General features: G+C 40.8%; 13 protein-coding genes. All 13 read right to left on the bottom strand.

Annotated features, from left to right (window positions below; genetic code table 11):
- Positions 1 to 21: 21 nt before the first annotated feature.
- The 13 genes from AC1EU2_RS10670 to csrD all read right to left on the bottom strand — a co-directional run bounded on the left by AC1EU2_RS10670 (position 22) and on the right by csrD (position 13,791).
- Positions 22 to 543 carry a type II secretion system protein gene (locus AC1EU2_RS10670; RefSeq protein WP_480298266.1) on the bottom strand — a complete coding sequence of 174 codons (522 nt, stop codon included), beginning with the start codon at positions 541 to 543 and terminating at the stop codon, positions 22 to 24.
- 11 nt (positions 544 to 554) lie between these two features.
- The gene (locus AC1EU2_RS10675; protein WP_480298267.1) at positions 555 to 1,058 is read right to left on the bottom strand and encodes a type II secretion system protein; all 504 of its coding nucleotides are present in this window, start codon (positions 1,056 to 1,058) and stop codon (positions 555 to 557) included.
- 514 nt (positions 1,059 to 1,572) lie between these two features.
- Entirely contained in the window at positions 1,573 to 2,121 is a 549-nt protein-coding gene (locus tag AC1EU2_RS10680; protein ID WP_480298268.1) for a hypothetical protein, read from the bottom strand.
- Positions 2,121 to 3,338, bottom strand: coding sequence for a type II secretion system F family protein (locus AC1EU2_RS10685; protein WP_480298269.1), 1,218 nt, complete (start codon positions 3,336 to 3,338; stop codon positions 2,121 to 2,123). The genes AC1EU2_RS10680 and AC1EU2_RS10685 overlap by 1 nt, the downstream gene beginning before the upstream one ends.
- Positions 3,339 to 3,345: 7 nt before the next feature.
- Entirely contained in the window at positions 3,346 to 5,097 is a 1,752-nt protein-coding gene (locus tag AC1EU2_RS10690; RefSeq protein WP_480298270.1) for a GspE/PulE family protein, read from the bottom strand.
- A gap of 15 nt (positions 5,098 to 5,112) precedes the next feature.
- Entirely contained in the window at positions 5,113 to 6,264 is a 1,152-nt protein-coding gene (locus AC1EU2_RS10695) for a tetratricopeptide repeat protein (protein WP_480298271.1), read from the bottom strand.
- The gene (locus tag AC1EU2_RS10700; RefSeq protein ID WP_480298272.1) at positions 6,261 to 7,172 is read right to left on the bottom strand and encodes an ExeA family protein; all 912 of its coding nucleotides are present in this window, start codon (positions 7,170 to 7,172) and stop codon (positions 6,261 to 6,263) included. Before AC1EU2_RS10700 ends, AC1EU2_RS10695 begins: the two co-directional genes overlap by 4 nt.
- Before the next feature lie 14 nt (positions 7,173 to 7,186).
- Entirely contained in the window at positions 7,187 to 8,887 is a 1,701-nt protein-coding gene (mshL, locus tag AC1EU2_RS10705) for a pilus (MSHA type) biogenesis protein MshL (RefSeq protein ID WP_480298273.1), read from the bottom strand.
- A gap of 7 nt (positions 8,888 to 8,894) precedes the next feature.
- Positions 8,895 to 9,221, bottom strand: a complete 327-nt coding sequence (locus AC1EU2_RS10710; RefSeq protein ID WP_480298274.1) for an MSHA biogenesis protein MshK — start codon at positions 9,219 to 9,221, stop codon at positions 8,895 to 8,897.
- The gene (locus AC1EU2_RS10715; RefSeq protein ID WP_480298275.1) at positions 9,205 to 9,858 is read right to left on the bottom strand and encodes an MSHA biogenesis protein MshJ; all 654 of its coding nucleotides are present in this window, start codon (positions 9,856 to 9,858) and stop codon (positions 9,205 to 9,207) included. The genes AC1EU2_RS10710 and AC1EU2_RS10715 overlap by 17 nt, the downstream gene beginning before the upstream one ends.
- Positions 9,855 to 10,472 (bottom strand): PilN domain-containing protein, encoded by a 618-nt coding sequence (locus tag AC1EU2_RS10720; RefSeq protein WP_480298276.1) that lies wholly within the window; start codon positions 10,470 to 10,472, stop codon positions 9,855 to 9,857. The genes AC1EU2_RS10715 and AC1EU2_RS10720 overlap by 4 nt, the downstream gene beginning before the upstream one ends.
- Positions 10,469 to 11,356 carry an MSHA biogenesis protein MshI gene (locus tag AC1EU2_RS10725; protein ID WP_480298277.1) on the bottom strand — a complete coding sequence of 296 codons (888 nt, stop codon included), beginning with the start codon at positions 11,354 to 11,356 and terminating at the stop codon, positions 10,469 to 10,471. Before AC1EU2_RS10725 ends, AC1EU2_RS10720 begins: the two co-directional genes overlap by 4 nt.
- 527 nt (positions 11,357 to 11,883) lie before the next feature.
- Entirely contained in the window at positions 11,884 to 13,791 is a 1,908-nt protein-coding gene (csrD, locus tag AC1EU2_RS10730) for an RNase E specificity factor CsrD (protein ID WP_480298278.1), read from the bottom strand.
- Positions 13,792 to 13,955: the final 164 nt, after the last annotated feature.

Below are 13,955 nucleotides of genomic sequence, written 5' to 3' on the forward strand. Positions count from 1 at the left end.
TACCTACAAACAGAATAAAACTTAACAAGCGGTGTTTGCTGGTAGAGCCCCAAACTTCGCAGATGTTGTTGCTGTTGCTTCTGTGTAAGTGATAAAGCACGTACTTTTTGAGCCAGCTTGCCAGAATTTGCCAGTGCCAGCATCAGTATCTGAGCCAGCTTCATAGATCCAATCTGTATCAATATCCTCGGCTTGAGGATTAGATCCCTCAGATATACTTAAATCTAATGCTTTTTCGAAATTAGCAAACTCACTACTCAACTGGCCGTACTTTGTTGTGACTGAAACGTCAGTGTCTGTGGCCGCCCCTTTAACGATAACAACAGAACCGGTTGCTTTCTTCTGCTCACCTTGTAGTGATGCCTTAGATAAAACCAAAGCATTGGCACTGTTTATCGAGCCTTGAAGACCTTTTAAAGTTGAAACTCTTGCATCACCTTGAAAATTGATGAATTTAGGCGCTGCAACAACTGCTAAAATACCAAGGATGATAATAACAACTACAAGTTCAATTAAAGTAAAACCATTATTATTTTTTTTCATTTTATATCCCTTTAGCAACCTGTAGTAGTCGACTTAATGCTCACGCTACCAATTGCATCAAGATCATTAGTGTATTGTACAAAACAAGTTCCAGCGTCAGAATCCGCTATAGGACTTGCTTCACCTTGTGGGTAAAAATAGATAGAACTATCGTCCGTATCTTCAACATATAACCAGTCAGAAGAAGTTCCTGTACTATCAGCAGAAATATCTAGCGCATTTTCTAAAGAGTTAGACCATACAGCAACTGGGTGACCGAAATTCAGATTAATGGAATCCACTGTAGGAGTTGTAGTCGCATCTTTATCTGTTGTCTCTAAGCCTTTAATTACAGCTTTAGAGTAAACTAATGAATCCGCACTCTTTAAAGTACCTTCCAACCCTTTAATAGTCGCTTCTTTCGCATCTTTTTCAAAATCTAGAAACTTAGGTGCAGCTGTCACCGCTAAAATACCTAAGATAATAATCACAACAACCAATTCAATTAGGGTGAAACCCTGTTGTTTCATTTTCATAATGTTTCTCAAGTTCAATGCTATTCACACTGCCTATTCTGAAATTCCAAACAATAAACAAGACCAACAAAAAACCACACAGACTAAATCAATGACGTAATGTTGATGCAAAAATATTTAGGTATTTCAGAGGTAAGGGGTACGAATGATACAAGTTACGGTTGCACAATTAACTATATAAATAATCGCAAAACCGCCGTCCCAGAAAATCATATCGATCAGCTCACGCTACTCGGCTATGACACCCTCAATCTTCCGTGACGTGCAGCAATCAACCCATCGTGTAAACGTCAGTTGTTGCTGTTACTACTCCAATTTTCACTACATGAGAGAGTTCCTGATAAAACTCCATCCTGTTGTTATTTTATTATCCTTTTCACCCGAGAAATTATAAAAACCTACTAGGAAAAAATGATTAGTCAAAAGTTATTCTATCGAAGTTTTAATTACTTACCTAGCCCTAAACTCATCCAACCACAAATTTTTGACGCTATTCGCAAGTTACTGCAAATTTTTATTCTGTATCTAAAAATAAATAAGCAACTTTTCCTATCTTCCATTGGTACTCAATGCTTGATAACTTACCGCTGTTTCGAGTGTCACCTTGTTGGTGATACCGACATAAACGACTTTTTTCATGGTATTGAGCAAAAAGTTTTAAGTGCTTAGAGTCTGCAGCCATCAAGTCATTCCATAGTGCCATACAACCTTGATTATCAAGCGAGTTCGGCATCGGGTACCCACTGTTGGTAAACTTAATCATGCTATGCTCGCCTTTTAAAACGAGTTTCTCCGTTTTAGCTTCAGCATCAAGTTGATGCCATTGAGCCTTTAACACATCGGGCTTACCTTTAATCAACCATTGATTGTGCAGTACTGAAATGACTTGCTTTAGCCTTAATGACTCTTGCTTAAAGGTCTCATTATGAAAAACCTGCAATGGCGCTAACATTTTGTGAATGGCAACGGCAATCAAACCTAAAATCATCGCTACTGAGATAATCCGCACAAGCGAATGCATCAAATTTGCTTCTGTGTTTTGCTGGCGATCCATTCTTGCCATTATCCACCTTTCACAAGGTTGAGCATGTCCCACATCGGTAAGTAAATCCCTAATGCTAAAATCAGAACCATGCCAGCGACAATTGCAATAAGGATAGGCTCAAGCTTAGCGGTGAGATTTTTTAAATCGTAATCCACTTCACCTTCATAAAAATCAGCAGCGTCAGTAAGCAGGCTGTCTATTTGCCCTGTTTCTTCACCCACGGCAACCATTTGCAACACCAAAGGGGTAAACAAACCACTTTGCGCTGAAGTTCGTAACATCGACTCACCAGATTCAATACCACGGCGCATACCGACAATTCGGTCATGCATATACTGATTATCTACCGCATCCGCCACTAAGCTCAGTGCCTGAGTCATTGGAACACCAGCGCCTAACATCATAGAAAAACTGCGGCAATAACGTGACAAGGTGGAGCGCTCAATGATCGAGCCTACAACGGGGATTTTTAGCTTCCATTTGTCCCATTGTTTTTCACCTTTTTCACTGGCATGCCAAAAACGTATACCAACGATTGCGCTAACCAACGCAATTAGCATTAATACCCAGTGATGAACAAATGCGTTAGAAGTCGCAATCAATACTTTGGTGGCCCAAGGTAAATCAGCACCAAAACGACTGAACATATCGGCAAACTTGGGGATCACCAGAATATTTAGCACCGTGATTGCGATAGCAATTGCAGCTAGTACAAAAGTTGGGTATCGCATGGCCGCTTTTATTCGACGACGTGTCTCTTGCTCACGCTCAATATAACCAGAGAGTTGAATCAAAGCCTCTTCCAACTTACCTGAGTTTTCTCCGACATGAACCATCGAAACAAACAGTGCATCAAACACATCAGGATGTTGATTCATTGCAGAAGATAATGGGCGACCCGCCGTCAGTTGTTCTAAAATCGACGCTAATGCATTCTTCATTCTTATCGAATGCGTACTTTCTGCAAGCCCTGCTATCGAGCGAAGAATTGGAATGCCCGCTTTAGTAAGCGAGTACAGTTGCCGAGTAAAGATTTGTAACTCTTCGAGGCTGACTTTACGCTGAAACAGCGTTGCAACATCAAATTTAGCCGCCTCTTTATGCAGCTTAACTTCAAGTGGAATTGTCCCACGAGCCATCAATAAATCGGCGGCTGCATTTTCAGACTGTGCTTCAAGCTTTCCTTTTACTTCTTGGCCACTGCTATCCCGACCTCGAAACTCAAACCATGCCATCGATAAACTATTCCTCTAACATCGTGTTGATTGCTGAAACCGGTTGTTTTATTTCATTAACGGTTTCAACCAACTTAGCGACTTCCTCGATGGTCGTCATCCCTTGATATAAGTAATCCATTGCAGCTTGTGCTAATGGTATAAAGTCAGGTTTGTTTTTCGCAGCGCGAGCAAAATCTTGCGGATTGCCACTGCGCATTACATCAACGAGCTCATCGTCAAGCTCAAGCATTTCAAACACACCAATTCGTCCACGGTAGCCACTGTGGTTACAGTTTTGGCAACCCGTGCCTACTTTCAACTTAGCTTGAGTAAAGTCTTTGGTGGTTGCATTCATCAACCAAATCAAATCTTGATGGCTTAGTTGATAATCTACGGCGCAATTTTGACAAACGCGGCGTACCAAACGTTGTGCAATGATAACTCGAAGTGCACTGGCAACAAGGTAGCTTGCCGCCCCCATATCAAGCAGTCTCAAAGCACTGGTCACTGCGTCATTAGTATGAAGTGTAGATAATACAAAGTGACCGGTTAATGCGCCTCGTAGACCAATTTCAACGGTTTCTTTGTCACGCATCTCACCGACCATGATGATATCAGGATCCTGACGAAGTGTTGTTCTCAGTACATTCGAGAAATCCAAACCAATTTTATGATTGACTTGAACTTGGTTGATTCGTGGCAATTGATATTCAACAGGATCTTCTACTGTGATAATTTTACGATCTGGCGTGTTTAACTCACTCAACACACCATACAAACTGGTCGTTTTACCGCTACCCGTAGGACCTGTAACCAATAACATACCGTGAGGGCGCTTGATCTGCTTTCGCACTTTTTCAAGCATCTCTGCCGGCATACCGGTTTCATCAAGTGTTAAAAGACCTGCAGACTGGTCAAGTAAACGCATTACTACCGATTCACCATGATAAATGGGCATGGTTGACATACGTACATCAATCCTATGACCACGAATTTCAATATGAAAACGACCATCTTGTGGCAAGCGTTTTTCAGAAATATCTAAACCAGCCATTAATTTCAAACGCAGCACGAGCGCCGAGGAGATATTCGCTTCATTCAGAATATTCTCTTGCAACTGACCATCAATACGCTGGCGAATAAACAGTTTTCCATCACCGGGTTCAATGTGAATATCTGAAGCACGCATTTGCACGGCATCTTCAAAAATCGATTGCAGGAGTTTGACAACTGTTGTTTCATTATCTGAGTCACCTGCGGTCAATCCGCCTAAATCAAACAAATCATCGGCAGCATATTCTTGTTCAAGCTCTTCAGCTATTTGAGCGATTTCTTGAGTTCGGCGGTAAAGCGTATCAAACGCATTTAAAAGCTGCTGTTCAGGCACCACGGCAAGACTGATGTTTCTTGGTGCGAGCAATGACTCAATATTATCGAGCGCTTGCAGATCTGCCGGATCACTCATCGCAACTTTAGCGGAACTGTCATCCGCTTCAATCACCAAAGCTCGATAACGGCGAGCCTGAACTTCAGGTAACAGTGCTACAACCTCGGCAGAAATAGGGCGGCGACTGATATCAAGAAACGGTAAGTTCAACTGCTGGGATAAGAATGTCAGTAATTGCTCTTCAGAGATATGACGTAAATCGGTCAGCGTTTTACCCAGTTTTCTTCCTGAACTTCGCTGCTCGGCCAACGCCTCCATTAGTTGTTCTTCACTAATGATCCCGTTTTCTACTAACAAATCACCAAGACGTTTTTTTAACTTAGGTTTCATATAAAACTCTGCTTCCTATTTATAGTGGGTGATTTGCGAAAGACGAGACACTATGTATTCTCTGCTCGCACGAGATAAATTCGCTTGCTGGAGCGCACGTTGGTATGCCTTGACGGCTAAAGAGTACTGTCCAGACGCATCTAGGTTGTAACCCAAACCAAGCCACCATCGAGCTTGAGAGGGCTCATAACTGGTCAGTTTTTGAAACGCTTTAATGGCCAGTGAATACTGTTTCTGTTGCTGAGCAATAGTGCTTTGTTGTACCCATTTTTCTGCCGCTAGATTATCCGTATCAGCAATAGTGTCTAAGGTTTTTAACGATTGAAGCGGTTTGTTCTCCTTAGCTTGTATCTTCGCAAGGAGTAATTTGAATTCAGACTGGTTAGGAAATCGTTTTATACCATCCTCAAGTAATTGCATTGCTTGACGATTGTCATGCTCGCCATAATAAAGTGCGGCTAACTTTGTACGAACTGAATGCTTTGCTTTATCCAGGGTTAACGCTTTGGCATAATTTTCTCTTGCAAGCGACAACTCACCAGACAGTTCTGCAGACAGTGCTTGCTTTGCAAATTTATTTGCTAATTCTTGAGGCGATAACTTCACTTCTTTTATTTCTAACACGCTATCGACAGGCTTTGTTTGTGATTGGCTTTGCGCCGCCATTTGGCTACTTTTTTCAGGCTGCTCAGGCACAACTTCTGCCTCATGAGTGCTCGCATCAAAACCGTTTTTTTGATCCTCTGCTTGAATGGCTCGTTGCTGTTTACGCTGCTCAATTTTTTTTGTATTCGGAAAACGATCGCCCACGCTCGCATTTATCGCTTTAGATGTCTTATCCTCAGTACTTGATTCACTCAAAGATTTTTCAACTTTCGTGATCACTTTTTGCTTTGGTTCTGCAGCGACTTGAGCCTCAGATTTGTCCTTGAATGGCTTCTTCGCTAAAACTTGGCTATTCGTTGATTTAGGCGTCGTTTCTGTCGAGGAGTTTTGCTGAAAGAAGTAATAACTCATACCAGCAACAAGAATGAATGCAATTAAAATCCATGGCAATCGATTTGGCTTAACCTGCTGCGATGACTTTTGCGCTGCTGAAATATTTTCAATTCCGTGGGGTTGTTGGCGGTTGTCTAAATCCTTCAACATTTTGTTGATAACACTCATAGAAAACCTCTACTTGAAAAAAAGTAAACCACAGTGCCAAGTAAGCCTGCAGCAATACCATAGGCCCAAACAGTTTTTTGGGAACGCATACCTACTTTTGTTGCATCTTCAGTGTCTAATACGGCGGTTAAAATGTGCTGACGAGAGAGTTGATGTGCACCTTCTCCAAAAGCAAGTAATAAGGCTTTGTGAGTTAAAATATTGATTAATCTCGGTGTACCACGTGCAGCACTGGCGATAGTTTCACTTACACTCGGGGTAAGTAAACTTGCACCTTTTAAGCCCGCAACCCTTAAACGTTGCTCAATGTAGTTATGCACTTCATCGTTAGTGAGTAAACGCAAACCGTAACTGAAGCTGATCCGCTGACGTAACTGTCTGAATTCGTTTGTCGCTAAACGCTGATCTAATTCTGGCTGGCCAAACATCACTAAATGTAGGAGCTTACGCTTTTCTGTTTCTAAGTTGGTATAAAGTCTGAGTGCTTCTAATGTTTCACTGGGTATTGCCTGTGCTTCATCTAGCACTAACACCACAATTTTTTTAGCTGCGGCTAACTGAATCAATTTCTGTTGGATTAAATTACTCAGCTGAATCTGATTCACGTTCTGTTTAAACTTGATATCCAATTCACTGGCTAAAGCCCAGTTCAACTCCTCCGGAGTTAAATATGGGTTAGGTATATAAGCGCACTGAAACTGTTTAGGTAGTTCATTAAGCAGCTTTCTACACAATAATGTTTTACCACTACCGACTTCACCAGTCACTTTGATGAAACCTTCTCCCATTTGTAATGCTGCCTGCAACACCTGAATGGCTTCGACATGAGGAGCAAGCCCAACAAAATAACTCGTGTCGGGCGTAAGCGTAAATGGAAGCTCCGTTAAACCAAAATGCTGCTCATACATAGGTATATTCCAGATTAATTTTCTGGATACCAGCGATTCAGCAGATCTCGAGAACGCTCAAGTTCTGTTTTCCAGGTGCCTTCACCCACAACTGTTGGCTTGAGTAAAATAATTAACTCCGTCTTATGGTTTACTTTCTTACGGTTAGTAAATGCTTCACCAATAATAGGAATATCACCTAAAAATGGTACCTTAGAAACTTGATCAACCTTCTCAGTTTTCATTAATCCGCCGATTACAACCACATCACCTGTCTTCGCTTTTATCACTGTATCTGACTCACGGATCTGGCTGCGTGCCAATGGCAATACTAAAGGTTCATCACCTATTTCGATGCTTTTCGTCTGCTCATTAATGTCTATCACTGACGGATGAACATGCAAAAGTACACCACCATCATCATCAATTTGTGGTGTAACATCGAGTGCAATACCAGAGAAGAATGGCGTGAGTTCAACTTCTGGCTGAGTTATTGGTGCCGAACCATTTGAAGATTGCACAACATTGGAAGAAACCTCTGTCACAAAATATTCGTCTGAGCCAACTTTAATCACTGCTTTTTGGTTATTCGAGGCTGTCACTCTTGGACTGGAAAGCACATCAACATCACCCTGCGTTTTAAGCAGGTTGATCATCGCTTCAAAGTTAGAGCCTTTGACTGTTAGCCCTGCGACACCGCCAATCGCTCGAGTAATTTGATTACCAATCGCTTCAGTCGGTGATGACGTCCCAAAGTCAATACTGGTATTTCCACCACTGCCAGCTGTTGCACTAAGCTGCTTCCATTGAATCCCTTGTTGGTATCCATCTGACAAAGTAACTTCAATGATCTTAGCTTGTAAGATCACTTGTCTTTGCAAGTGAGACTCGGCTTTAGAGAGAAACTCGCGAACTTGACGAAGCTCGTCTGGGTAAGCTCTTACTGTAACTAACCCAGCTTGAGGCGTCACTACGACTTGGCGGCCCTGTCCTTCGCTACCCACAATTGAACTTAACGTATTTTGTAAGTCCTTCCAAAAATCAGTCTCATTCGTGGTACGAATAAAGGTACCATTCGTTACCGAATTATTACTTCTATTAGCGCCATTCTGGTTATTACTCGAGTTATTATTGTTACCAATACCGCCGTTATTACTGTTGTTATTGTTACTACTATTATTCTGATTATTGTCAGAAATACGCCCTGAGTTCACAGATGTGAGCGATGTCCCTTGGCGTTGCATGTAAAGGTAATTAACAGGGAATGTTTCTGTTCTCAATCCAGCTGGATAGACACGCAAAATACGCCCTTGGCGGCGCACCTCATAACCATAGATATCTTGAACAACCTGAAGAACTTCCGACAAGGTAACTGCTTTTAGCGACAGGGAAATGGTTCCTGTCACTTGAGGGTGAACCACAATACTGAAAGGTGAGCTATGTACTAAACTTGCGAAAAACACCTTGGCATCGACGTCTTTGGCATTAACATCAAAACGCTTTTCTTGAATTCTTCGGCCTGTATCACCCAGTAACGCATTTGCTGATAACTCTTGCTGAACGGCCTGTGGTAAGGGTGGCGGTGGTGTCAGTGAATTCGTTTTTGGTTTAGTTTTAACAGAGGAGATCGCCTGTTCCAATTCATGCTTAGCCGCTTTAGGCTCTGGCCGATAAGCACTTTGGCATCCTATTAATGACAGAGCGATACATGAAATCAGAATTTTATTTAAAGTCATCTTATTATTATCCTTTGTGCTCTATTACTGACTCAAAAAGCGCCAATTCACGCCCATCGGAAAGTGTTACTGAATCTGACGTTATAGACGTAATGTTTACGCCATGAATCTTGTCACCAATTTGTTTAATCTGATCATCTATAATGGCAAACGGTTTATCGCCCATTACAATACTCGTTAGCTTCCATGCCGACGCTTGTTCTTTGGTTGACTTTGAATGTGTCACAACAACACCAGGCCGAGTAGGATCAATAGATATTTCAGATTTAGCTTGTAATTGAGGTAAAAAAAGCAAGCCAGAAAACAGCATGACTAAGTTAGTTTTGCGCAACACGAATAAACTCCTTAGATAAGCTTAACGAATACAATTCCAGCTCAACTTCTGCTTTTGGGTAGTCTTTAACTTGGTAATCTAACCGATGCCAATAAAGCTTCTTAGGCATTGAATCAACCGCTTTTACAAAATCAAGAAAATCAAAGTAACTTGAACTTAATTTGATTTTTATACCGTGACGGTACAAATTAGGCGCATTGTTAACATCTGGATCTAATAAGGGTGTCGGTGCGATAGACTCAAGAGAAAGCAATGTATTCCCTCTGGTTTTATCCAGAAATTGTTCTAACAGAACAGGCATTTGTTCTGCAGGAACCATATCAACAACTTGCGCTTTTAACTTGTCTTCTAATAGATTTTGCTGTTGATTTAAACTCTGCAACTGCTGTTGAAACTCTTCGTTGGGGTCTTTAAGTAATGCTTGATGATAACTGTCATTCAACTGTTGAGCGACACCATTATCCATCTCAAGTTGTTTTAACTGCTGCGTTTTAGCAGAAACGTCTTTTAAGATACCCTCTATCGGCAACCATGAGAGCCAACCGATTACGATCAGTGCTGATAACCCAATCAACGATCTTTCACGTTTGGTCAACGACTCAAAAGCTTGTTGCCACGTCAGGAAAAGTGCTTTCATTTTACTTCTCCTTGCGGCGCAGACTGCGAATTAATCTGAAATTGCAACACATTATCTTGGTTTCGGTTAACAAGAAGCTGATTAAAACTGACGCCTGCTAATGCTGATGTTTTTCCTAACCGCTTAATCCATGCTGGCACTGCTGCAGCTTGCTGCGTTTCACCAGTGAGATTGACCTTTTTACCTTCGACAATAATGTGAGTTAACCAAGTCGTGCCATCGGCTGTTGCGGCGAGATCTTCTAATAGTACTTGGAAGCTTTTGCTCTGATATTGGTCGGAGCTTCCTACTTTAGAAATCAACTTTTGTGTAAGCTCAAGACGTTGCCGGCCATTTGCCACTTCATCTAAAAGCTTCTTCGTGGGTTTATGTAATTCAAGCTGCTTTTTTAATGTGTCTTGCTCTTGGGTTAACTGTTGCTTTAGTTGGTTTGCATGAGCAATTTGTGATTGAACGTCTAGTTTCTCTATATAACTCACTGCGAAGTAAAAACCGCTAATTAAGGGAAGCAAAATTAAGGCCGCCATCAACCGAGCAAATGACAACTTGAGTTGTTTTGGTAACAGCTCAGAAGAATAAAGATTAATGCTTAGCTTTAAAGCTGTTTGACTCATTGACTCACCTCAGCGCTTTCTTGCTCAATCTCAACGAGCGTTAATCCGGATAAATAAGCGCTCACATTATCGGTTTTTATCGCTTCGACAGTTTGTGCAAAATTCACCTTTAATAAGTCGGCTAAATCCTCGGCAACATTATCAATCACCACAGTAATTTTCTTGATTGGGGCTTGTCTCAACTGCCCTTCATAAAAATCCATCGAGCGTTGAATTTCAATACTGAGATTATCTGTTGCGCCATAACTTAAGTCTTCACGGCTCATTTTATCTAAAGCATGAAATCCACGAATTCTTCGTTGCAAATAAATAGCGTCATTTTTTACGATGGATAAAAGCAACTCCCCTCCCTCGTAGTGACAAAGTACAAGCTGAGCTTGGTCTACGTCATTAGAAATTTTTGGCAGAAGTAATTCTTCAATACTGATTTGTTTGATGTGTACATTATGTTTTTGAGCTGCAAGCGCAATGTCTTGTATCGCATCTTTGGCTGCCACCACGACATTTACTTTTCCATTTGCGGCTATAGGCGTATCAAAATAATCCAGATGTATGTTCGCCGGAGGCACATTTACAAGATCTTTTACGGCCCAAATAAGTGCAGCTTTAAGCTCTGATTCATCAACATTAGGTTTATCGGCCTGAACCAATTGATAAAATTCTGAGCTTAGAACGATTGAAAGACTGGCACTTGGAAAACGTTGCTGAATCTGTGAAAACGCTTGATGCCAATTTCCATCAAAATCTATAGATGAATATTGCGGACGGTCATGCTCATTAAGCATCGTTAACCATAGAGTGTTTTTTGTTAAAAACACACCAATGTTGACCCGCTCCTTGGATTGCTTCCAAAAAGCCAGCTTTTGATACAACCCAGCACTCATACAAACGCCTTTATGATTATTATAAGTATACTTCGCGCACAACTCTAAGTCGGGCAATTAATTGACAATTCTCTATTAATTGACAGTAAAAGGTCAAGCTTGATTGAGTTTATTTAGAAATAAGCAACATATCTCTATTGTTTATCATTAACCTTCAGAAAAAAGTCATTAATCTACTCATACTATTCAAAACAAGATTAATCTAGAAAGCCATTGTTTTTATTGTCAAAAAACAACAGCGACATCGATAAGACTTCGACAAACTACCCGGTATCATAATCATCGAAATATCAGAGAGGTGAATAGTTTTCTATTGTTACAGCTAAGGGAAATAGAAAATAATCACAGAACTTTCACTTAGGCAGATGAAAGTATTTTGCGCAGCGATTTACTAGCGGTCGCTCCCAATAAGTAAGCTAAGATAACGGCTATCAAATGGCTCAGACTTTTGTGATTCAAACGAGTCAAATACTACCAAAAATACTACCTTATAAATTGACCTAATTTGATCAAGTTGTTTACCGGTTTTAAAGTTCTTTCAACTCTTGAAAATAAGGTCCTTGACCACCAGTAACACCAAGGACTTTCAAAATTTGCCACTCTTCAAAACTAACGACACCTTCCGCTTGAATTTGTATTTCTGTTTTGAACAACGCACCAATTAAACTACGCACAAACAGTTGGTTTTCTGGGCGCAAATGAATTTGTCTAATAATAGATGGATGCAACTTAATGAAGTCAACTTGTAACTCTTTCAAATACTGACTCCCGACAACTTGCTGACCGACAAAATCAACGCTGATTTTTGCCCCCATTTTTCTGATGATGTTAAACACGGGTTTCAATTGTTCACTATGCTTAAAAGCCGCAGACTCATGCACTTCAAAAATGAGGTTTGAAACGTGGTTTCGGTGCTCTAACAAGGTTGTCTTTAACCAGCTAACAAATTGTTCGCTCATCACTGAATCAAGACTTAAATTAATACAATAATGTTGACCCTGATACTTTTTTTGCTTCAGGTATTTATTAAATAACTCGTTGATGAGCATTCGATCAATTTGCGGCATTAGACCACACTTCACAGCCATCGGAGCATATTGAGTCGCACGTATATAACTGTCTTTTTTCTCTCTCAAGCGAGCGAAAATTTCTTGATGCAGTATTTCACCATCAAAATCGAGCGTTGGAGTCGCAAAGTGAACGAACCTTTTCTTCTCCAATGCCATTGCCAACAATGTTCTCCATCGAACAGAACCTTTAGCAAACTCTTGATCAACACTCCCTTTGTCGTACATAAACCAGCTGCTATTACCTTGATACTGAGCTGCCCTAAGTGCCATTTCAGCTTCTTCGATCAACTGTGAAGGTTTGTCTTGTACGCTAAAGTACGCCCCACCAATGTGATAAAAATTATCAAGTTTAAAACCTTCTGGCATAGGAATACGTTGGCATATGCTTAGCACCTTCGCAGCAATACTGTCTGCTTCAAGTAGAGATATTTGCGGGATAACGATTGCAAATTGATTGAATTCTCGTCGTGCGACAAAACTGTTGGCTTGATTTTTTAACGCACTATCAATTGCAGTGACACAGGTTGTTAAATATTCAATGATGGCCGCCTCACCTGCATCTTGTTGAAGCACGTCAAGCTCTTCCATTTCAAGCAAATAAATAACACCATGAGATAGCATGCCATAATCATTAGAAAGAGCTGCAATTCGGTTTTTTAGGTATAACCGATTCCCTATCCCTGTATCCGGGTCAAGAAAAGTATTTGAACGGATAAACTTGTCAAACCTTGATCGCTCTTTATGTGCATCTTGAAGCTCCTCAAGTAATTGAGTAAGCGCACGGTTAATGATTCTCGGCTGACCATTGCCCTTATTTTCAAGTGCTCGATGATGCTCACCATTAAGAACCATTTGGCCGCGAGCAACGAGTTCTTCTACACCAAATAATTGCTTATAGAGCCAATTAAAACCATAGCGGACATATAAACCTATCAGGCTTAATGCAATGAGAATAATGGCCACCTCTACACCATCGACACGGTGTAAAACATATGGTGACTCAAGGGTGACATGCATAACAATGTTATGCTCAGGATCGAAAGCTTTATGGTATTCAGTTACAAACGGCGTATGACTGTTTCCTTGATACTGAAATAAGGAGCGTCCACCTTGGGTTAGCTCAAATTTTACTGTTTTATAACTCATTAATACGGGCGGCAACCACTCATCCAAATCCCAAGTGAGATGCTGGTGGTGATGCTGCAAAAGCATTTCTTGTAATTCAGTAACTTGCTGCTGTTGCATCCGGTTGGCCAGATGAAAAAAGCTGAGCAGTGCAGCAATAAGAAAAACGGCGGCCACAGCGATTAATGAACCTAACCAAAAACTGGCTAATTTTTTTGTGAGCATCCGTGTAAGTTTCATTAATGCTTTCCGTCTTAAACCTTTGCTACTGCTTATATCGGATTATTAGTGACTCAATTCTAAAACGCAACCTTAATCACATTTCTCTGAATATGACTTCCAGTATTAAAGACTTGAACTTTAGTTAATAAACATGCTTTAAACTGAGGATTAAGAAACTTTCA

It is taken from the genome of Parashewanella sp. 2304DJ23-3 (assembly GCF_056591695.1).

Excerpts from the sequence above, each read along its gene's own strand:
- AC1EU2_RS10670 (WP_480298266.1), bottom strand. The coding sequence starts at position 543 with ATGAAAAAAAATAATAATGGTTTTACTTTAATTGAACTTGTAGTTGTT.
- AC1EU2_RS10675 (WP_480298267.1), bottom strand. The coding sequence starts at position 1,058 with ATGAAAATGAAACAACAGGGTTTCACCCTAATTGAATTGGTTGTTGTG.
- AC1EU2_RS10680 (WP_480298268.1), bottom strand. The coding sequence starts at position 2,121 with ATGGCAAGAATGGATCGCCAGCAAAACACAGAAGCAAATTTGATGCAT.
- AC1EU2_RS10685 (WP_480298269.1), bottom strand. The coding sequence starts at position 3,338 with ATGGCATGGTTTGAGTTTCGAGGTCGGGATAGCAGTGGCCAAGAAGTA.
- AC1EU2_RS10690 (WP_480298270.1), bottom strand. The coding sequence starts at position 5,097 with ATGAAACCTAAGTTAAAAAAACGTCTTGGTGATTTGTTAGTAGAAAAC.
- AC1EU2_RS10695 (WP_480298271.1), bottom strand. The coding sequence starts at position 6,264 with ATGAGTGTTATCAACAAAATGTTGAAGGATTTAGACAACCGCCAACAA.
- AC1EU2_RS10700 (WP_480298272.1), bottom strand. The coding sequence starts at position 7,172 with ATGTATGAGCAGCATTTTGGTTTAACGGAGCTTCCATTTACGCTTACG.
- mshL (WP_480298273.1), bottom strand. The coding sequence starts at position 8,887 with ATGACTTTAAATAAAATTCTGATTTCATGTATCGCTCTGTCATTAATA.
- AC1EU2_RS10715 (WP_480298275.1), bottom strand. The coding sequence starts at position 9,858 with ATGAAAGCACTTTTCCTGACGTGGCAACAAGCTTTTGAGTCGTTGACC.
- AC1EU2_RS10720 (WP_480298276.1), bottom strand. The coding sequence starts at position 10,472 with ATGAGTCAAACAGCTTTAAAGCTAAGCATTAATCTTTATTCTTCTGAG.
- AC1EU2_RS10725 (WP_480298277.1), bottom strand. The coding sequence starts at position 11,356 with ATGAGTGCTGGGTTGTATCAAAAGCTGGCTTTTTGGAAGCAATCCAAG.
- csrD (WP_480298278.1), bottom strand. The coding sequence starts at position 13,791 with ATGAAACTTACACGGATGCTCACAAAAAAATTAGCCAGTTTTTGGTTA.